This is a genomic window from Corynebacterium sputi DSM 45148, assembly GCF_000427865.1.
In the GTDB taxonomy this organism is placed as follows: Bacteria; Actinomycetota; Actinomycetes; order Mycobacteriales; family Mycobacteriaceae; genus Corynebacterium; species Corynebacterium sputi.
Genome location: NZ_ATYV01000008.1, coordinates 35,284 through 52,888, shown reverse-complemented (window position 1 = coordinate 52,888; position 17,605 = coordinate 35,284). Strand labels below are relative to the sequence as shown.

Genomic DNA, 17,605 nt, shown 5'->3' with positions numbered 1-17,605 from the left:
GCGACTGGGGATTAGTACTGGAAGGCAGGTTCGAAGCCGCCGGATTGGGCGGAGGCGATCATGGCGTCGTCGGCACGGCGGTTGACATCCTCGATGGTGAATCCGTCTTCGCCGGCGAAGTCAGATGAATCGGCTGGATGGGTACGGGACCAAACTTCAGAGCCTCCGACATAGACGTGCTTGAGGTTCCGCTGACCGCACGCGAGGACATATGTAGCAATGGGATCCCAGATCGGACCGGTGGCAGGCTCGCGGGGATCGACAACGACGAAGTCGGCGAACTTGCCGACCTCCAGGGAACCGACCTTGTCCGCGACTCCGATCGAGGCGGCGGAGCCGAGAGTGTGCAGGTGGAGAACCTTGTCGACGCTCATGATGGCGGCGTCGGAATGCACTGCGCGCTGAGTGAAGAGACCGGTGCGCATGTTCTCGAAGGGGTCAGTGAGGTCGGTACAGGACTGGTCGTCCACGCCCATGCCGACAGTGACGTCGCGGTCGAGCAGCGTTATGACGTCGGCGATGCCCGAGCCCAAGCGGCCGTTCGACATCGCCTGCCACACCATAGATGTGCCGGTTTCCACGACCCGGTCGACCATGCGCTCGGTGGGATGGACGAAGTGGCCAAAGGCGAATCCCTCGCCGAGGACACCGGCCTCGTCGTACCAGTCGAACTTGGACTGTTGGACTTCAATTTGCTCGGCGGTCTCCACGAAGTGGGCCTGATTGGTGATGCCGTAGCGGTCCATGAGGACACGCTCGCGCTCGGCGGTCCGCTTGGAGGACGACCACTGGACTGCGCCATAGACCGAACCTCCGAGATTCAGTTCCGGATGGGTGGTGTCGATGTTCTCGGAGAGGTGTTTCATGACGTGGTCGAAGGCACCGAAGGCTTCCTCTTCCGGAAGCTGTTCATCGTCGAGACGCAGGCTCGTGACGGAACGGATGCCGGAGTCGACGACACCGTCGACCTGGCGGGTGAGGAACTCGGGTGCGTTGACCTTGACGGCCTTCAGAGTCGAGGTCTCGTAGTCGAAAGCGCAGATCACCCGGGACTGGGTGAAGTTGTAGACCGAGGTGATACCGGCGGCGAGATGGTCCACTCCACCTGCACGGGAGAGCCAGTACATAGTCTCCGGGTCGGCTCCGGCGAGCATTGCTGAGTTCTGAGTGACCCAGGCGTACAACGGATCTGAGTGCGCGACTCCCCGCATACCGCCGGTGTAGATGTGACTGTGTGCGGAAATGAAACCAGGGGCGAGGATAGAGCCGTTGAGGTCGATGTGGATGGGGTCGTCGGGAAGCGAATCGGGTGCCTCACCTTCGCCGAGCCCGGCAATCTTGCCCTCGGAATCCACCGCGAGCCAGCCGCGGAACCAGCGCGGCGCCTCAGCGCTGACGGGCAGAATTACCGCGTTGGTGAAAATGGTGTGTGCGTTCATCCGGGCAGAACCTCCGTGGTCCAGGTGTCGGTGGTGTGGCGGGCGCCGTTGCCGGCGGCGGGATCAGGGGCAGGATTGGAGCGGTGTAAAAAGCGAGTGCGTTGCGACGGCCCGTCCACATCCCCCTGCCAGAACAAAAACTCGCGAGGGATGATGGCGTAGCCGGCCCAGGTTGATGGTGGGCAGTCGGATAGATCCGGGTGGGCCTCGCCGAAGGCATCCCAGTTGCGGTGTCGTTCGTCGATGGGCAGGAGCGCCTGGAAGTCGTCATTGAGCCAGGCGAGAATCTGCAGGTAGCGCGAGCGGTTGCTGTACGCGGTGGCGTTCTCCTCGTCGGTGGCGGGAACGGCGACGCCGATGACGGTGATCTGGCGGGAGCGGTCTGGGGCCAAGATCGTGGCGCTGACCCTGGGGTTTGCCTCCAGTTGAGAGGCCTTTTCCGAGCGGGAATCGGTGTGGAAGCAAATGCGCCCAGAGCCGGTTCCGGTGCCGGTGAAAGAACTGACCATGACGTTGCGGGTACGGGGATACCCGTCCGGGCCAACGGTCGACAAAGTCATGAGGACCGGCGGTGCCGGGTGCGGTGGCCAGGCGTGTTCGGCCTGGTGAGCTAGGTCGTCGCGGAACTTCTCGATCCAGAAGTCGAAGGCCGCCATGGGGTCGGTGAGAGTGGACATCATCGTGTCGGTCATCAGAGGGCTCCCGGGTTGAAGGTCGCGATGTCAGGCAGCGCCTCCACAATCGAGGAGATGTATTCCTCGACCAGACGCTCACCGGCGGCCGCGGAGGCACCGGTGGGATCTCCGACGACACCGGAGGGGGACAGGTCAGTCGACAGCCATCCGAACTTCACCGGGCCTCCAAAACCGATGTGTGTGCAATCGGCGACCGAGTGCGCCACCTGCGGGCCAAGGTCAGCCGCCGCATCCATGTCCACCAGTTCTGGAGCGAGGTGCAGCATCATGGAGGTCTCTGACCAGCCCGCATGAACGCCGATGCCTCGCTCGCTCTCGCCCGGAGTCGGAGGAGAGGAGACCAGGAAAGTTCGCAGGTCGTGGTGGTGGCGAAGGTCGCGGAGGAGGACGTCGAGAAGCGAGGAATTTCCGCCGTGTCCGTTGACGAACACCAGTGTCTTCGCCGGAGTCTCGGCGACACTTGTGCCGATGTCCATGACGGTGTCATAGAGCGTAGACGTAGAAATCCACATCGTGCCTGGTAGTCGAGCGTGCTCGTTGGACTTGGTGTAGCCGATCGACGGCAACAACCACACATCTGAGCCGGCACCGTCACCGGCTGCCGCACGGCGCACCGCCTTTGCCGCCACAGATTCCGCCATCACCAGGTCCGTCGCCAACGGCAGGTGCGGGCCATGGGGTTCGATGGCCCCGAGCGGCAACACCATGATGCTATCGGAGGTCACCGCATGGGGCACCTCTGCGGTTGTTAGGTCGGCGAACCGACGGGCTGGCCCAATCACATCCACCGTCCTGGGTTCAGCAGTCCATGCGGGTCAGCAGATTCAGACAACGCACGGATGCGTTCGACGTCCAGGTCGATGTACCACTGATGCGGCGAGTGGACCCCGACGCCGAGCTCTGCGAGCTTCGGCACTCCCGACGCGATGATTGCACGGGTCTCAGCGGGATCGCCGCTCTCAGGCACCCGGCCGTTGAGCATGCCGAACATCATGCCGTTTCCGATCTCCAGGTGGAATAGGCCGCCGGGGTACACGGCTTCGACCTCGGCCAAACGGTCCACCACTGCATCGCCCTGGCATTCCATGTGGAACCACTGGCCGGGGTACTTCTTCTGCAGCCACCACGTGGGGTGGTTATAGGAGATGGTGGACAATTTCACTGACTGGTTGATGCCGTGTCGCACTGCCTCTAGTCGGCCGCGATGGCGCGATACGATGCTGCCGAAGGACTCCAGATCACACTCATCGATGATTCCCCGAAGGCTAGCGCGGCCGGGGACGAGGGCGGGGTCCACGGGAAGCGCGTCGACGATCTCTGCACTATCTGCCGACATCAAACGAGGCTGCAGACCGGAGGTCATCACGGCCTTGGCCGCGGCGAATGCCGAGTGGTGGTCCGGGAATGAGGCGTAGACACACTGCCATTCCTGCAGCGGTTCCACGCGGATCGTGGCCCGGACGATGATGCCGGCGACGCCGTAGGTGTGGATGTACGGCTGCGCGTCCTCACCTTCTAGGTGGATGATGCCGCCATCGCCGAGCTCCAGGCAGTCGTCAGTAGCCATGACCACGTCGACGGCAGTAACGAATCCCTGATGATTGCGGCCGTGCACGATAGTCCCGGTGCCAGCGGAGCCACCGGCGAGGAAGCCACCGATGGTCGACTGGACAGTCGAGGGGTACATCCACAACTGCTGGTCCCGTTCCCAGGCGTATTGCTCCAGGGCAAGCATGCGGGCGCCGGCGTCGGCGGTGATGGTGCGGGAGCCGTCGGGAAGCGTCCCGAGGCCGTGGATATCCGTCAGCGAGGTCATATCCAGCACCAAGCCACCAAAGCGGGGCAGAACCTGGCCGTAGTTGCCAGTGCCTTTGCCGCGGGTGGTCACCGGCACGCCATGGCGCACCGCGGCGGCGACGATGTGTGGAACTTCCTCCACTGACCGGGGGAAACATACCAGGTCAGGTGTGCCCAGTTCACCGTCGGACACTTGCCGGGAAAGCACCGGACTCATGCCGGAGCCGTCCCGGGAGGCACGCTCCAGGGCACGCGGCAATTGACTCACGCCACGGGGGCCGAGGACCTCTATGAGATCGTCAATCAGTGCGTCCAAGTCCCCGTCGCTGAACTGCGGCCGACCTTCCTCTGTCGCTGTGGCGAAGAGATGGGAGTCTGGGGTGACGACGACAACCGGTGCGTCGGTATCCGCCGTCATTAGCGCGACACATCCGTATCGAGGAACTCGTTGGTGGCCACGTCCTCAGGGGTCAGGCCTTCACGAACCGGAGTGCCCTGCTCGTCGAAGATCGGGGTGAGCATCTCGATGAGGCCTTCGACGCGGTTCTCGTCGAACTCGCCAAGGTAACCGGACGGGCCGTTGTCCTGCAGGCCTTCGCGGATCAGGGTCTCGTGTCCGTAGACGGCGCTCTCGGGGCCGTAGACCCAGCCACCATCGAAGTCGTCGACAGCTTGGACGATCAGTTCATTGGCCTCAGTCGGGTCGTCCAGGTAATCGGCAACTCCGCGCTGCAGAACCGGGACCAACTCGGAGAGGCACTCGGACTTGGACTCCAGGTCATCGGCCTTCACTGCCAGCGGGGACTTGTAGGTTTCGAAGCCGGCGTCGTGAAGTAGCTGGTATTTCACAGGCTTCATCCACCCGTCGACTTCATTCTCATACTTGTAAGGCTCCGAGGAGGAGTAACCCTGCTGGGCGTTCTCTCCGCCGGCGGCGACGAAGGTAGCCGGGGCGCCGTCGTAGCTGCTGTCGATCTGGGCCTCATCGAGGATGCCGGAGCCGGTGAGGTAATCGATGTAGGACATATCCGGGAAGGTCAGCACCGTCGCGCCGGTCTCCTTCAGGTCAGCGATCTCCTCCACATCCGGGTAAGTCTCCGGATCCCACATGATCATCTGGGGGCTCTTTTCCAGCACGTTCATCACACCGATGGTCGGCATGGCGTCGGACTGCTGGATGGACTGGTCCGTGTCGACGTAGCCCATGAAGATGTCCGGGTCCTGGTACAACTGCGAGGTCACGTTCTGGTAGCCGATGGCCGGTCCGCCGGAGCGGATTTCGATGTCAACGCCGGTGTAGCCGTTGTCGCCGTCAAACAGCGGGCCGGAGACAACCATGGAGTCAGAGTCGATCACCGCGTCCTCCACGGTGCCGTCGCCGCCGACAATCTGCTGGTACAGGTGGCCGTGCTCAGCTTCGGGGAACCAGTCGGTCTGGACGACGATGTTGGCCGGGCAGACTGCGGAGAGGTCGGTGGAGCCCACCGTGCCCTCGTAGTTGACGTCGTTTCCGCCGTCATCGCTCGAACAAGCGGTTAACGACGCCACGGTCGCCGTCACCACTACTCCCGCTAGGACGGTGCGGGGGATGCGTCGGGAAGGAATGACGGACGAGAAGGTACTGCGGGACATGATGGGCTCTCCTGGGGTATGTGAGTTAAGGGGTAAAGCAGTGAACGAAGGCGCTACGGACTACTTGCCGTACCACTTGCCGACGACCCGGTTACCGAGCCAGCCGAAGAACAGGAACACAACGACACCGAGCAACGAGGCCAGCACGATGGCGGCGAACAGTTCGGGCGACTGCAGGCGGGATCGGTAGTTATCTAGCAACATGCCGATGCCCGGGGTGCCCTGGCGGAAGAAGAAGTCACCGACGATTGCACCGACCACGGCCAGACCAGCGGAGGTACGCAGACCGACAAAGATCGACGGCATCGCGGCGGGCAGTTCCAACTTGCGCAGCACGGTAAAACGCGACGGCTTCTGCAGCGCGAACAAGTCACGCATGCCCGGCTCCACGGACTTCAGTCCGAACAGGGTGTTGGACACCAGCGGGAACAGCGCGATCAGCACACAGACGAAAACGCGGGCAGAGAAGCCGAAGCCAAACCAGAAGCCAACCAACGGGACCAGGGCGAGGATCGGAATACACTGCAGGAACACCGCGTAGGGGAACAGGGCAGTCTCGGCGTTCTTTGACATCGACATGAGGATTGCCCAGCCGATGCCGATCACGCTGGCGATGAACAGGCCGGTCAGCGCGATGCCGGTGGTGCGGCCGAGGGCGGCCCACATGTCAGGGACGGCGGATCCGAGCAGGCCATCAACGATGACGACGTGCGGCGGGGGCATGAGGAACCGGCGGGCATCATCGAGCAGCACGTAACTGACGAAATACCAGGCAGCGATGACTCCGGCGAACACTCCCAGCGGCAGGACGATGCCGCCGAGGTCGAAGTTTCCGACCTTCGTGGTCTTCGGCTCCTCGGTGGGCTTCGAGCTCAAAGACGTGCTTAACGACGCCCCCGTCTCCCCAGTTCCAGTCCCAGTCAGGGGCTCGGGGTCGTGGGTATTGGCGTCGGGAAGCGAGGGGGTTTTGGTGGGCGTGCTCATGAGTGTGCCTCCTGGAGGGCGAGGGAAACGCGTTCGGCGATTTCCACGAATTCTGGGGTGAAACGCAGGCCGGGATCGCGCGGGAAAGCGAAGGGGACCTCGACTTCGTCGACGATCGTGCCGGGGCGACCGGACATCACCACGACCTTGGTGGAGATGTAGACCGCTTCACTGACCGAGTGGGTAATGAAGAGGCCGGAGAACTTTCTCTCCGCGAACAGGGCAGTTAGTTCGACGCCGAGACGCTCACGGGTGATTTCGTCGAGCGCGGCGAACGGCTCGTCGAAGAGGAACAGTTCCGGCTCGAGGGTCAGGGCCCTCGCGAGGGAGACGCGCATTTTCATGCCGCCGGAGAGTTGGTGGGGCAGGTGGTCTTCGAAGCCGGCCAGCCCAACCGCCTCGAGGGACTCGGAGCAGCGGCGCTCGCGCTCGGCCTTGGGCATGTGGTCGAGTTCGCCGAGGAGCATCACGTTCTCCCGAACCGTTCGCCACGGAAGGAGAGTGGCGTCCTGGAAAACGTAGGCAATGCGGTCGGTGGAGGTTGTCATCGATCCTTCGGTGACGTTTTCCAGGGCAGAGGCCAGACGAAGCAGGGTGGACTTGCCGCAGCCGGACGGGCCGACAACGCTGATGAATTCACCCTTGTCCACGTCGAAACTCACGTGCTGCAGGGCAGTTGTGCCTCCAGGGAAGGTGACTCCGGCGTCGGTGAAAGACACCATCGTCCCGACTGAAGTTGTAGGTGCTGACATGGTCTCTCCTAAGTGAGGGTGATGGTGCGGGTCTCGGACACGATGTGCCCGTTCGAGATCACGGTCCGGTCTGCGGGAGCAGCAGCAACGAGATTGGCGACGGATCGGCCAGAGCCGCGAACACAGAGCAGGTCGGCGCGGGCTCCCGGGGTGGGGCCGGCAGGTTGGAGTTTCATGACGGTGCGGGAATGGTCGGTGACCAGTCGCAGCGCTTCGGCGGGACTTTGGTGGGCAGCGGTGACAAGAAGTGCTGCCGTCTCCAAGGCATCTCCGCGTCCGGTGGGGTTGAAAGGGTCGCGAATGTTGTCGCCGCCGGCTGCAACCTGCACCCCGTGCGAGGCGAGGTCCGATAGCGGGGCGATAGCGCGACCAGTGCTTGCCTGCAGGTACAGGTTCGTGGCGGGCAGTGCGATAACCGGGATGCCGGCCTCGCGGAGATGCTCAGACAGGTCCTGGAGCTCATCTCCTGACATCTCGGAGAAGCGGCAGCAATGCCCCGCAGCCCGGTCCAGATCCGACGCTCGGCAGGTGACCCGTTCCGCGTATCGGTGGATAGTCTGGACGCCGTCGCCGAGGAACTCGTCGATGTGTAGGTCAGTGCCGGCGAGGAGATGCTCGGCGGCATCCATGAGTGCATCAGTCTGCGCCACCGGGTCGGCCGCCAGGTGCGGGGCACCTCCGATGAGGTCTGCACCTGCGGCAATAGCGTCAGCGGCCAACCGCATGACATCCGCCGGCAGAACAGACGGGGGAATCAACGCCACGATCTGCAGCGTCATGATCCCGTCCAACTCATCTCGCAGTCGGTCGATAGCGCGAATTCCGCGCTGAGGGTCCGGCTCTGCGTAGATGTCGACGTGTGTGCGCACCGCAGTTGTGCCAAAGCCCAGCATCAACTGCGCTGCATCGCGGGCCCGGGACAGAATGTCGTCCTCGGTGAACCCCACGGAAGCTTCATGCCAGGCGGACACCGCGCCGGGCAGATCCCCAACCGGCGGGTTAATCAGGTCCCAGGACAGAGCCTTGTCTAAGTGCGCGTGGGGGTCCGCGGCGGCCGGGAACGCGGTATATCCGCGCAGGTCGGCCCATCCCTCCATGATTCGGTCATCCACCAGGGAGTCGTCGTGAGGCTCCACGGAGGTGACTGTGCCGTGGGTGAAGGTGATGTCGTGGAGGGAGGCGTCGGGAAGCGAAATCCCTACGATCCCAGGTAGCGGTGGCTGTTCTGCCTGCATTGAATCCTCCTTGAGGTACATGCAAGGACCGGCTGCGGTGTGCAGGCGTGCTCTGTTGGGGAAACGCGGATGAAACCGGGCCAGGGGAATCCACGTCACCCGCGGTCGTGCACCGCGGCGGTGTGTCTTGCATTTATCAAGGTATGGAGGGGTTATTTCGCCCCTGTTTCGGCGGCGGATAACGTCCGTGACCTTGTGGTCGGATTCGTGCCGCAATGGCACCGTTTGCGTTAAACGGAGTTTCACGACGGTTACGTGAGTGTGTGACCTGCGGTAATTCCGTGCTTCCCGACTAGAAATCCCGAGTTGCACCGGTTCGAGCCATTGATCGACGGTGGTTTCCACCGTTAGAGTGAGTCTCGTACGAGCCGGGCCGGGGAGTACTTCTGCACAAGGTCTATTAAGGAATCGAGTCCTTCGATGAACGCCGCCCCTGCCGCTCTCGCCGCCTCTGTTACGTCTCCCGCCGCCCCCGTTATCGACGATGGGTGGACCACAGTCACCATCGCCTCGCGCCGGCATCTCACTGATTGGGTGGATGAGTTCCGCTTCGAATCCCCGGATGGTTCACCTCTTCCTGCGTGGACTCCCGGTTCGCACATTGATGTCCAGATCCCCGAGTGCGCCATCCCCGGCAAACGCTGCTGGGGTGACGATTCCGCCGCAGCCCCCGCACACATCGACTCCCTGATCCGCCAGTACTCCCTGTGCTCTGACCCTGCGGACCTGTCCAGTTTCACCATTGCTGTGGACCGCACCTCGATCAACCGGGGAGGCCGGGGCGGCTCCGAACGCATCCATCAGACCTTCGACCCGGGCGCGCTGGTGCGTATTGGGCAGCCGCGCAACCACTTCGCCCTGCAACGTGCACTGAATTATGTGTTTATCGCCGGTGGCATTGGCATCACGCCGATCCTCCCGCTGATCGCCCAGGCAGAGCGCACCGGTCGCCCGTGGACCCTACTGTGCCTGGCCAGGACGGAGGGGGAGATGCCGTACTTCGACGACCTGCAGCACACCTGGGGTGACCGGGTCCGCATCCACACCAGCGGTGACCATGGGCGCATCGACTTTGTCAGTGCTCTGGCCAATCAGCCTCGAGGTACCGCGGTGTACGTCTGCGGACCAGGGGCGATGGCGATGTCAGTGCGCATGGCGGTGGATCCGCAGCCAGCGGTGGACGTGTTCACCGAGCAGTTCAGCGCCCCGGTTCGCCCGACCGGCGAGGGCGACACTCCCTTCGAAGTGACCATCGCCTCGTCTGGTGACACGGTGGCCGTTCCAGGCGATCAGTCCGTCTTGGATTCCCTAGAGGAGCGGGGAATGCTGCTGGCGTCATCGTGCCGGGAAGGTATGTGCGGCACGTGTGAGGTGGGAGTGGTCTCCGGTGAAATCGAGCACCGCGATACCGTTCTCACGCCAGAGGAGCGCTCTGAGAATGAGTCCATGATGATCTGCGTCTCTCGGTGCAGCAGCGGCCGTCTGGTTCTGGACCTATGAGCGCCGTAACTGCTCTCACTGGTGCGGTGGCGGTGGTCGGTGCGGGAGACCCGCAGGCAACAGACGTGCTTATCGACGCCCACGGCGCCATCACCTCCGCCCCCACTCGGGACATCACTGGGAGTGTGGATGTCTCCGGCTGCGTGATTACCCCAGGCCTGGTCAATGCGCATCACCACCTGTTGCAGTCGGCCTTTCGAACCTTGCCGGGTAGTCGCTTTCGTCCAATGCGTGAGTGGCTGACGGTGATGGCCGAGGCTTACCGGTCCTATGCGGTAGACCCAGAACTGGGCCATGCTGCTGCGTCGGTCGGGATGGCGGAGTCTCTGCTGTTCGGAGTGACGACTGTCGCAGACCATCACCTGACCTGGCCCGCCGGTGTGGATCCGGTGTCCATGGCGGAGGCAACGGGTGCGGCGGCTAGGGACGTCGGGGGGCGGTTGGTGTTTGTGCGCGGAACCGCAGGCGACGACCCTGCCATTGCTGCAGACTCGATCCGCGCTATTCACAGCGCTCTCATCGGCGATGCGACCCGCCGCGATGCCCGTTGCCTCCGCGGTGTGTCCGCAGACGGGATGGTGCAGTTGGCAGTGGGCCCATCGGGAGTCCACGCCGACGGGCCGGAAACCTTCCACGCACTTACCGACGTTGCCCGTGACCTGGGCCTGCGCCGCCGAGCCCAGTCCAATGAGCAGGTCGACGTACACATCGCTCAGGAGAAATATGGCCGCCGGCCACTGGAGCTCCTTCAGGAGTGGGGCTGGCTAGAGTCTGGCGTGACGCTGGCGCATTTGTGCGACGTCACCGATGAGGAAATCGCTGTGCTCGCCGCGTCCGGAGTCACCGCTACCCATGCCCCAGGATGCGACATTCCCATGGGATGGGGGATCGCCCCTGTCGCCAAGCTCCTCGAGGCCGGGGTCACCGTTGGGTTGGGCACCTCCGGTGGCGGCAGCAATGATGGAGGACACCTGCTTTCGGACGCCCGCCTTGCCATGCAAATTTCCCCCATCGCTGGAGGCTCACTGGCCGCGAACACCGTCATCGATATGGCGACCCGAGGCTCAGCGATTGGACTCGGCCGCCCGGAGTTGGGCTCGCTCACCGAGGGCTCTGCCGCGGATCTGTGTGTCTGGGATGTCAGTGATGCCCCTGACGCCGGAGTTCATGACCCTGTCCTCGGCCTATTGTGGTCCAATCCGGGGCGCCGGCCCCGCGACGTCATGGTCGCCGGCACCTGGGTCGTTCGCGACTATGAGCTGCTGACGGCGGATTCCCGGGAATTAGCCGCCAGGCTGAACGACATGCTCCGGACCCGCCAGTCAGCCCTGGTCTGAACGGCTCGGAACTGGCTGATCCCGTCACTTCCAGCCGCCCGCGGATTCAGACCCTCGCTGAGTGGCAGTGAGTTCCTCGCTCAGTGGCAATTTCACGGCCTTTTCGGTCCAAAAGTGCCACTCTCCGAGGTTGTCGCTGCCACTGAGCGGGGTTCTCAGTGCCGGACTGACCTGCACCTTTACGTCACGTGACGAAAATGCTGGCTCACCGACATGCCATGGCACCGTGAAAACGCCCGAGAGAACCAAAGGAAACTCGGTTCACTCGGGCGCCTGGGCATCAGCAGTTGCTAACGGACTGAGTTGAGGACTCGTTCGGCTTCACGGCCAGTGTCGGAATCATTGAGAGTGAGGCTGCGAGAGCCGGAGAGTTTCCGTGCGATGTGCTCGCCGACAGTCATTGGCTCGTAGACCGCCGGATGATCCTCGTCGACCATGTTCGGCAGGGGTCCGACTACGGCGTCGACGTTGCCGTCGTGGAAAAACGCCACCGACCGACGCCGACGAATCGTTCCATCGACCACTGGCGGGCGGACCCGGTGCAAGGTGGAACGCCATTGGTCATTGGTGAGGCGGGCAGTGACGTCACCGAGATTGACCAGTAGCGCGCCGGGTTCAGGGAGGACGTCATTCCAGGAACCATCGGTGCCCAGCACTTGCAGCCCAGCGACCCGATCAGCCCACAGCACAGTGACAATTCCGTAGTCGGTGTGCTCGCCCATGCCGGTCAATTCCCCATCGAGTTCAACCTTCTGACCCGGGTCCAGGGCGTAATTGATCGTGCGGACCACGTCGATCGAGTGGTCGGTGAGGCCGGTGATCGTGCCTCGTTTGACCTGTAGCGCATCTTCGAAAGCGATGGTCAGCGTTCGTGCCACGGATTGGGCTGCGGAGAAGTATGTTTCCAGGTCGGCACGGAATTTCTCCATGCCCTTTTCGCCGGTGTCTGGCCAGACGTTTTCGGGATAATCCGCCTCCGAGAGGTCAAGGTCGGTGAAGTCGGAGGCTTGGGTACCGATGTTGAAGGCTTCGAAAAAGTCGTTCATTCCGGTCGCTGACTCGACGCCAAGAGACAGACTCAGCCGCTCTGACTTCGGCGGGGAGTATCCGCGATTGATCTCCGGGGGAGTGCTGACGCGCTTCTTCAGCTCCAGTTCGCGCAGGAAGAAGGCGTCGAGAGCATTCTCGAGACCAGCGATCGTCTCATCGGTGATGCCGTGCCCAGTGAGTTGGATGAATCCGACCTCGCGTGCTGCGTTATCAATCTGCTTCGCGACGTCCTGCTTCTCATCCGCACTTCCCACTCCGGAGATATACGGGGAAATGTCGATGATGGGCACGTGAAACTCTGACATACAAATGGCTCCTCAGACGGTTTTTCTTCTCTGTCATTGAATCTAGGGAGCGTCCGTTTCATTGCTGTTTCATCGTCAGGGAATGCCTGTGAATGCTGCGCCACCGGCGGAACTAGGCTGTCACCCATGCCCGAAGGACACGTGATTCACCGACTCGCCACCGAACTCAATGAGACTTTCGGCGGGGCACCGGTGCACCTCAGTTCACCGCAAGGCCGATTCACTTCAGAGGTCACTGAGATCCTGAAATCCGACGGCGACGGCCACGAGGTCCCCTTTGATCACGCGGAAGCGTGGGGAAAGCACCTGTTTATTCACTTCGGAATCCAGGAGAACCCGTCCCCTCATACGATTCACATTCACCTGGGCCTGATCGGCACTTTTACATTCGAGCCGGTCGACGAACCCCGCGGGCAGGTTCGCCTGCGCATTGACAATGGTTCTGTCGCTGCAGATCTTCGTGGACCGCAGTGGTGTCGGGTGATTGGGCCGGTGGATGTGGATGAGAGCGTCGGGAAGCTGGGGGTTGATCCCATCAGACCCGATGAGGGCCTGAACCACGAGAAACTGCAGACCACGCTGGCGAAAACCCGACGGTCGGCGAAGCCGATCGGAGCGCTGCTCATGGATCAGTCTTTGTATGCCGGAGTCGGGAGCATTTACCGCACTGAGGCGCTGTTCCGCGCAGGTGTGCATCCGCTGATTCCCGGGAAGGAGGTGCCCGCCGACCAGCTCGACGAGATCTACGCGGACATGGTCGACCTCATGCGAGACGGCGTGCGCATTGGCCGCATCGACACCGTCCGCGCCGACCACACTCCCGAGGCGATGAACCGCGAACCGCGTGCCGACGACCACGGCGGCGAAGTCTACGTCTACCGCCGCACTGGCCAGCCGTGTCATATCTGCGGAACTCCAGTCACACTGTTCGATCTCGCCGGGAGGAAGACCTACGCCTGTCCGACGTGTCAGCCGCTGTAGACGGTGGTGGTGAACAACACCGTTTTCGTGGGCTCTGTCGGGGGTGGATTCCGGTGACACTCCGTATGAGAACTGGGACACTGGAGGTATGAGCCAATCGCATAACCCCGTGAAAATTCTCAGCAACGACGAGTGCTTCGAGTTGCTGGACACTCAGTCATTTGGGCGCGTTGTGGTGCGCCGCAAAGATGACATGGACCTCTTCCCGCTGAACTACGTGGCGCATGAAGGCAAGGTATATTTCCGCACTGCTGAAGGCACGAAGCTGTTTAGCCTTGCCCTCAATGCGGATGTTCTCTTCGAGGCAGATCATGTGGACCAAGAAGCTCAGACTGCGTGGTCGGTGATCATCAAGGGCACCGCCCGTGCGTTGAGTTCTACTAAGGAGATTGAGGCCGCTGACGACTTGCCGTTGCGACCGTGGCTGCCGACCTTGAAGTACAACTACGTCGAGATCACCCCGAAGGAGGTCTCCGGTCGCGCGTTCGAGCTGGGGTCGGAGCCGGATCGATACTAAGCGATGCCCGGCCAAGCCAGGCTAAGACCTTTCCTGCGTTGGATGAGGTCCTCGCCGGAGTCGCAGAATCGGCTCGGATGACCCCGGAGGGGAAAGGGTGGGGCCGGAGAATAAGCGCACTCAGGTGGAGAGAGCCGGCTCCAGGTCATCCAGGATTGCATTGCCGCCGAGAACCCCGATGCCGACCATCCAGGTCTCATCCTCGAACTCGTAGACCTGCCCGTTCTCGACGCCCGGCTGGTTGCCCCACAGGCCTTCGACGGTGGGCTTGGTGGTGAGAGTCTCGTCGCCGCCAGGGACGGTGTAGAAGATGTAGTCGCCGTCGATCTGAGCGAAGTTCTCAGGGCTCAGTTCCATCATTGAGTACTCGTTCCAGTCCCGTTCACCGAGGTCGAAGCCGACCTGGCTGAGGATGGATCCGGAGAAGGTTTCAGGTCCGTAGAGGCGGAAGTTCTCAGGGCGGAATCGGACCATGGAAGCGGTCGCGCCTTCCGGAATGGATTCTCCAAGGGCTGCTGCGCGCTCATCGAGGGCTGCGATTTGCTCCTCCATCTCGTCAGATTTGTTCACCGCTGCGGCGGTAATGGTCGCCTGTTCCTGCCAGTTGGTGCCGGAGCCCTCGGAGTAGACGGTCGGGGCGATGGCGGAGAGCTGTTCGTAGATCTCCTCGTGGCGCACCTTTGCGCCGATGATGAGGTCCGGCTCTGGGCTCGCGATCTTCTCGATGTTCGGATCCATCGTCTCGCCCACGGATTCGGTCTCTTCCAACTGATCGGGGAGGTAATCCGGGAATCCAGCGGCGGCGCCGGATTCGGTTGCTCCGACGGGGATCACGTCCAGGGCCACCAGTGAGTCCAGGTGCGGGGAGTCGATGACCACCACGCGGTCAACAGGGCCGTCGATTGTCGTCGAACCCATCGCGTGTTCGACGGTGTAGCTGCCGTCGGAGGCATTGTTCTCGGCCTCTGCGTCGGTTGAGCATCCGGACAGTGCCAAGGAGGCGGCCAACGCGAGGGCGAGGAAGGTTTTAGTCGTGGAACGCCACGAAGTTGTTGTCATGGGAAGAAAAGTAGGCCACCGGAACAAATAAGGCGATCCTGCCCTAATTTTCACGGGTTGATCCGGGCTCGTGCGGCACGAGTACTCTGCGGTCATGGTTCAACCGGTCTTTGATCCCCAGCCGACTCCCGTGCGTATCGACGCTGCCTCCACGAGCGAATCCAGCTTGTGGGTCCGCGCAATCCCGCTGCCTGGGGAAGGCTCGATGGCGAGTGTGTTTTCGACGGTGTACTTGGGTCCTGATCATGTGACGGTCATCGATCCTGGCTGGATTGACGAGTCGGATCCGTCGGCGGCTGACAAGTATTTGTCCGATCTGGATGAGTTCCTGAGGTCCGAAGGTCGGGGGTTGGGGGATGTGGATGAGGTCGTCGTAACGCATGCGCATCCAGACCACATCGGCGCTGCTGCAACTCTTCTGGGCGCTACCGGCGCTCGTTACGCGATCAGTGCCCTCGAACAGGAGACCATCGACGCAGCGAGGAATGGTACCGGGATCGATGATTTCCCCGTGACGGTGGCGACCACCGGCGCTCCCGACGGGGTGCTGGAACCGATCCTGGAACAGCTCGCGACCCCGGTTCGTCTGGAACATATCCCCGACCAGGCGCCGGACATCCTGCTCCATGAGGGTGACACCGTGTGCGGCTTCCAAGCGGTGCTGACTCCGGGCCACACTCCTGGGCATCTGACGCTCGTTGACGAGGCGTCGCAGGTCGCGATCGTCGGCGACCACATTCTGCCGGACATCAACGCCGGCGCCGGGCTCGGCATCGCCTCGATCGGCGGCAACCCGGTCGAGGATTACCTGCTTTCACTGCGTAAATACTCGCTTTACGACGCCTACCTCACCATCCCCGGCCACGGTTTCTGCTTCACCGGCCTTGGGGAGAGGCGTCGCTTCGCGGAAGATCACGTGCTGGCCCGCGCCACGGAAGTGCGACAGGTATTGGAGAAAGACCCGGCGGTGAGCATCTGGGACCTTGCCGCGCAGCTCACGTGGTCCCTTGGGTGGGAGGGGATGGTGGAGTCGCCGATGCTCGTCTCTGGCCTGCGTCAGGTGATGATGTACCGCGAATTGGTCGGACGTCCAGACCTGAGCGGCGGACAGTGAGAACCGATTGTTACTGCGAGGGACGTGCCTTGTCATTGATGGTAAGCCGGGTGACGTGCAGCGCCAGATAGTTCCTTGTCGAGTCGTAGTTCCAGAATGTCGGCAATACGGTTGCCGCAGATCACCGCTTCGGGGTGAGACTGCGACAGGGTGTCGATGAGCGTGGAGAATCCCTCGTTGAGCTGGGTGTTCTCCTTCATCCGCACAAATAGGTAGCGCATGTGTGTGATGAATCTGGCGGCGTTTGTTGAGGAGCGGTCGACGGTGATGCCGTAGGCGGAATCTACGACGTCAAAGAGCTGGGAGAGGATCTCGGTGATTTGGTGTGTCTCGCGGAGGTCTCCTGCTCCGAAACCGGAGTTGACCAGATGCAGCGCGATAGCGACCTTTTCCGACTCCGGTAGGGCAGGAATCTCCTTCTCTGCCAGGCGCTGGTTCACCCGATGAGCAGATCACCGGCGGTGGCGAACTCTTTCGGGTACAGGTGCCGGACCTCGGCGCCGAGTGGATGTGAGTCCGTCAGTGCGCCGAGTTCCTGGCGTCGCACTGCCATGTGGAGGTGATCGCCCAACGCCAGCACAGTGGGGGAGGGGACCTCCAGATGATCGGTGAGGGATCCTGCCAGCTCGACGTACCACGGGGGGGAATATCCGCAGCCAGCGCAGCGACATGGTCAGGCTCCCGATGATCCTCGGGAACGAACATCCGGACCACTTTCGACTCATCGACCGGATCGCCTGCCGATGCCCCGAAACCGAGGCCGCGCCCGGTCAGCACGACCTCCGTACCGGAGTGGTTGGCCAGCACCACGTTGTTGTTAAACACCCGGAGGATCCGCATGAGGGCCACCCTAGGCTACGGCTGGAGGCTACGGCCGTTCGACGCGATGACGTTCCGGTACCAGTTGAAAGACTTCTTGCGGTACCGGTCGAGCGAGCCCGTTCCATCATCATTGCGATCGACGTAAATGAAGCCGTAGCGCTTAGATAGCTCCGCCTTCGAAGCCGACACCAAGTCGATGCAACCCCATGAGGTGTAGCCCATTACGTCGACGCCGTCCTCGGCTGCCTCGCCGACCTGCACGAGGTGATCATTGAGGTAGTCGATGCGCTGGAAGAACCCGATGGTGGTGGCCGCATTCCAGAGTTCCTCGGCCTTGACCTCCCAGTCAGCCTCGCTCAGATCCCAGTTATTGAAGTCGATCACCG

General features: G+C 62.4%; 17 protein-coding genes and 1 pseudogene. 5 read left to right on the top strand and 13 right to left on the bottom strand.

Annotated features, from left to right (window positions below):
* Positions 1–11: 11 nt before the first annotated feature.
* The 8 genes from YWU_RS15270 to YWU_RS0104885 are packed head-to-tail and all read right to left on the bottom strand — an operon-like array spanning position 12 to position 8,534.
* Entirely contained in the window at positions 12–1,439 is a 1,428-nt protein-coding gene (locus YWU_RS15270; protein WP_034647127.1) for an amidohydrolase family protein, read from the bottom strand.
* Positions 1,436–2,131, bottom strand: a complete 696-nt coding sequence (locus tag YWU_RS15265; protein WP_051260051.1) for a pyridoxamine 5'-phosphate oxidase family protein — start codon at positions 2,129–2,131, stop codon at positions 1,436–1,438. Before YWU_RS15265 ends, YWU_RS15270 begins: the two co-directional genes overlap by 4 nt.
* Entirely contained in the window at positions 2,131–2,916 is a 786-nt protein-coding gene (locus tag YWU_RS0104910) for a creatininase family protein (protein WP_205618298.1), read from the bottom strand. Before YWU_RS0104910 ends, YWU_RS15265 begins: the two co-directional genes overlap by 1 nt.
* Positions 2,913–4,349: an FAD-binding oxidoreductase gene (locus YWU_RS15260; protein ID WP_084141800.1), complete on the bottom strand. Its 1,437-nt coding sequence runs from the start codon at positions 4,347–4,349 to the stop codon at positions 2,913–2,915. Before YWU_RS15260 ends, YWU_RS0104910 begins: the two co-directional genes overlap by 4 nt.
* Entirely contained in the window at positions 4,349–5,563 is a 1,215-nt protein-coding gene (locus YWU_RS0104900) for a nitrate ABC transporter substrate-binding protein (protein WP_051260050.1), read from the bottom strand. The genes YWU_RS15260 and YWU_RS0104900 overlap by 1 nt, the downstream gene beginning before the upstream one ends.
* Positions 5,564–5,623: 60 nt before the next feature.
* Complete coding sequence (locus tag YWU_RS0104895; RefSeq protein WP_027019583.1) at positions 5,624–6,547, bottom strand: ABC transporter permease; 924 nt, start codon at positions 6,545–6,547, stop codon at positions 5,624–5,626.
* On the bottom strand, positions 6,544–7,299 hold the full coding sequence (locus YWU_RS0104890) for an ABC transporter ATP-binding protein (RefSeq protein ID WP_027019582.1): 756 nt from the start codon (positions 7,297–7,299) through the stop codon (positions 6,544–6,546). The genes YWU_RS0104895 and YWU_RS0104890 overlap by 4 nt, the downstream gene beginning before the upstream one ends.
* Before the next feature lie 8 nt (positions 7,300–7,307).
* Complete coding sequence (locus tag YWU_RS0104885; protein ID WP_027019581.1) at positions 7,308–8,534, bottom strand: amidohydrolase family protein; 1,227 nt, start codon at positions 8,532–8,534, stop codon at positions 7,308–7,310.
* 420 nt (positions 8,535–8,954) lie between these two features.
* On the opposite strand from YWU_RS0104885, the gene YWU_RS0104880 reads away from it, so the two are divergent.
* On the top strand, positions 8,955–10,034 hold the full coding sequence (locus YWU_RS0104880; RefSeq protein ID WP_084141797.1) for a PDR/VanB family oxidoreductase: 1,080 nt from the start codon (positions 8,955–8,957) through the stop codon (positions 10,032–10,034).
* Positions 10,031–11,371 carry an amidohydrolase family protein gene (locus YWU_RS0104875; RefSeq protein WP_027019579.1) on the top strand — a complete coding sequence of 447 codons (1,341 nt, stop codon included), beginning with the start codon at positions 10,031–10,033 and terminating at the stop codon, positions 11,369–11,371. The genes YWU_RS0104880 and YWU_RS0104875 overlap by 4 nt, the downstream gene beginning before the upstream one ends.
* Positions 11,372–11,661: 290 nt before the next feature.
* On the opposite strand, the gene YWU_RS0104870 is transcribed toward YWU_RS0104875, so the two are convergent.
* The gene (locus YWU_RS0104870) at positions 11,662–12,726 is read right to left on the bottom strand and encodes an isopenicillin N synthase family dioxygenase (protein ID WP_027019578.1); all 1,065 of its coding nucleotides are present in this window, start codon (positions 12,724–12,726) and stop codon (positions 11,662–11,664) included.
* Positions 12,727–12,852: 126 nt separating this feature from the next.
* On the opposite strand from YWU_RS0104870, the gene YWU_RS0104865 reads away from it, so the two are divergent.
* Both YWU_RS0104865 and YWU_RS0104860 read left to right on the top strand, forming a co-directional pair.
* Positions 12,853–13,707: an Fpg/Nei family DNA glycosylase gene (locus YWU_RS0104865; protein WP_027019577.1), complete on the top strand. Its 855-nt coding sequence runs from the start codon at positions 12,853–12,855 to the stop codon at positions 13,705–13,707.
* An 88-nt stretch (positions 13,708–13,795) separates the two neighbouring features.
* Positions 13,796–14,224 (top strand): pyridoxamine 5'-phosphate oxidase family protein, encoded by a 429-nt coding sequence (locus tag YWU_RS0104860; RefSeq protein ID WP_027019576.1) that lies wholly within the window; start codon positions 13,796–13,798, stop codon positions 14,222–14,224.
* A 120-nt stretch (positions 14,225–14,344) separates the two neighbouring features.
* On the opposite strand, the gene YWU_RS0104855 is transcribed toward YWU_RS0104860, so the two are convergent.
* Positions 14,345–15,283 carry an ABC transporter substrate-binding protein gene (locus tag YWU_RS0104855; protein ID WP_051260049.1) on the bottom strand — a complete coding sequence of 313 codons (939 nt, stop codon included), beginning with the start codon at positions 15,281–15,283 and terminating at the stop codon, positions 14,345–14,347.
* 94 nt (positions 15,284–15,377) lie between these two features.
* Here YWU_RS0104855 and YWU_RS15255 point away from each other — a divergent pair, with 94 nt between their 5' ends.
* The gene (locus YWU_RS15255) at positions 15,378–16,397 is read left to right on the top strand and encodes an MBL fold metallo-hydrolase (protein WP_156892720.1); all 1,020 of its coding nucleotides are present in this window, start codon (positions 15,378–15,380) and stop codon (positions 16,395–16,397) included.
* 32 nt (positions 16,398–16,429) lie between these two features.
* On the opposite strand, the gene YWU_RS15250 is transcribed toward YWU_RS15255, so the two are convergent.
* The 3 genes and pseudogenes from YWU_RS15250 to YWU_RS17850 all read right to left on the bottom strand — a co-directional run.
* Complete coding sequence (locus YWU_RS15250) at positions 16,430–16,837, bottom strand: PRD domain-containing protein (RefSeq protein ID WP_156892719.1); 408 nt, start codon at positions 16,835–16,837, stop codon at positions 16,430–16,432.
* A gap of 79 nt (positions 16,838–16,916) precedes the next feature.
* Positions 16,917–17,237 carry a CAT RNA binding domain-containing protein gene (locus tag YWU_RS17855; protein WP_084141794.1) on the bottom strand — a complete coding sequence of 107 codons (321 nt, stop codon included), beginning with the start codon at positions 17,235–17,237 and terminating at the stop codon, positions 16,917–16,919.
* Between the two features lie 15 nt (positions 17,238–17,252).
* Positions 17,253–17,507 (bottom strand): annotated as a pseudogene (locus YWU_RS17850) (family 1 glycosylhydrolase); the annotation flags it as partial.
* Positions 17,508–17,605 lie beyond the last annotated feature (98 nt).

Excerpts from the sequence above, each read along its gene's own strand:
- YWU_RS0104880 (WP_084141797.1), top strand. The coding sequence starts at position 8,955 with ATGAACGCCGCCCCTGCCGCTCTCGCCGCCTCTGTTACGTCTCCCGCC.
- YWU_RS0104875 (WP_027019579.1), top strand. The coding sequence starts at position 10,031 with ATGAGCGCCGTAACTGCTCTCACTGGTGCGGTGGCGGTGGTCGGTGCG.
- YWU_RS0104860 (WP_027019576.1), top strand. The coding sequence starts at position 13,796 with ATGAGCCAATCGCATAACCCCGTGAAAATTCTCAGCAACGACGAGTGC.
- YWU_RS0104890 (WP_027019582.1), bottom strand. The coding sequence starts at position 7,299 with ATGTCAGCACCTACAACTTCAGTCGGGACGATGGTGTCTTTCACCGAC.
- YWU_RS0104870 (WP_027019578.1), bottom strand. The coding sequence starts at position 12,726 with ATGTCAGAGTTTCACGTGCCCATCATCGACATTTCCCCGTATATCTCC.
- YWU_RS0104885 (WP_027019581.1), bottom strand. The coding sequence starts at position 8,534 with ATGCAGGCAGAACAGCCACCGCTACCTGGGATCGTAGGGATTTCGCTT.
- YWU_RS0104900 (WP_051260050.1), bottom strand. The coding sequence starts at position 5,563 with ATGTCCCGCAGTACCTTCTCGTCCGTCATTCCTTCCCGACGCATCCCC.
- YWU_RS17855 (WP_084141794.1), bottom strand. The coding sequence starts at position 17,237 with ATGCGGATCCTCCGGGTGTTTAACAACAACGTGGTGCTGGCCAACCAC.
- YWU_RS15265 (WP_051260051.1), bottom strand. The coding sequence starts at position 2,131 with ATGACCGACACGATGATGTCCACTCTCACCGACCCCATGGCGGCCTTC.
- YWU_RS0104855 (WP_051260049.1), bottom strand. The coding sequence starts at position 15,283 with ATGACAACAACTTCGTGGCGTTCCACGACTAAAACCTTCCTCGCCCTC.
- YWU_RS15255 (WP_156892720.1), top strand. The coding sequence starts at position 15,378 with ATGGTTCAACCGGTCTTTGATCCCCAGCCGACTCCCGTGCGTATCGAC.
- YWU_RS0104865 (WP_027019577.1), top strand. The coding sequence starts at position 12,853 with ATGCCCGAAGGACACGTGATTCACCGACTCGCCACCGAACTCAATGAG.
- YWU_RS0104895 (WP_027019583.1), bottom strand. The coding sequence starts at position 6,547 with ATGAGCACGCCCACCAAAACCCCCTCGCTTCCCGACGCCAATACCCAC.
- YWU_RS15260 (WP_084141800.1), bottom strand. The coding sequence starts at position 4,349 with ATGACGGCGGATACCGACGCACCGGTTGTCGTCGTCACCCCAGACTCC.
- YWU_RS15270 (WP_034647127.1), bottom strand. The coding sequence starts at position 1,439 with ATGAACGCACACACCATTTTCACCAACGCGGTAATTCTGCCCGTCAGC.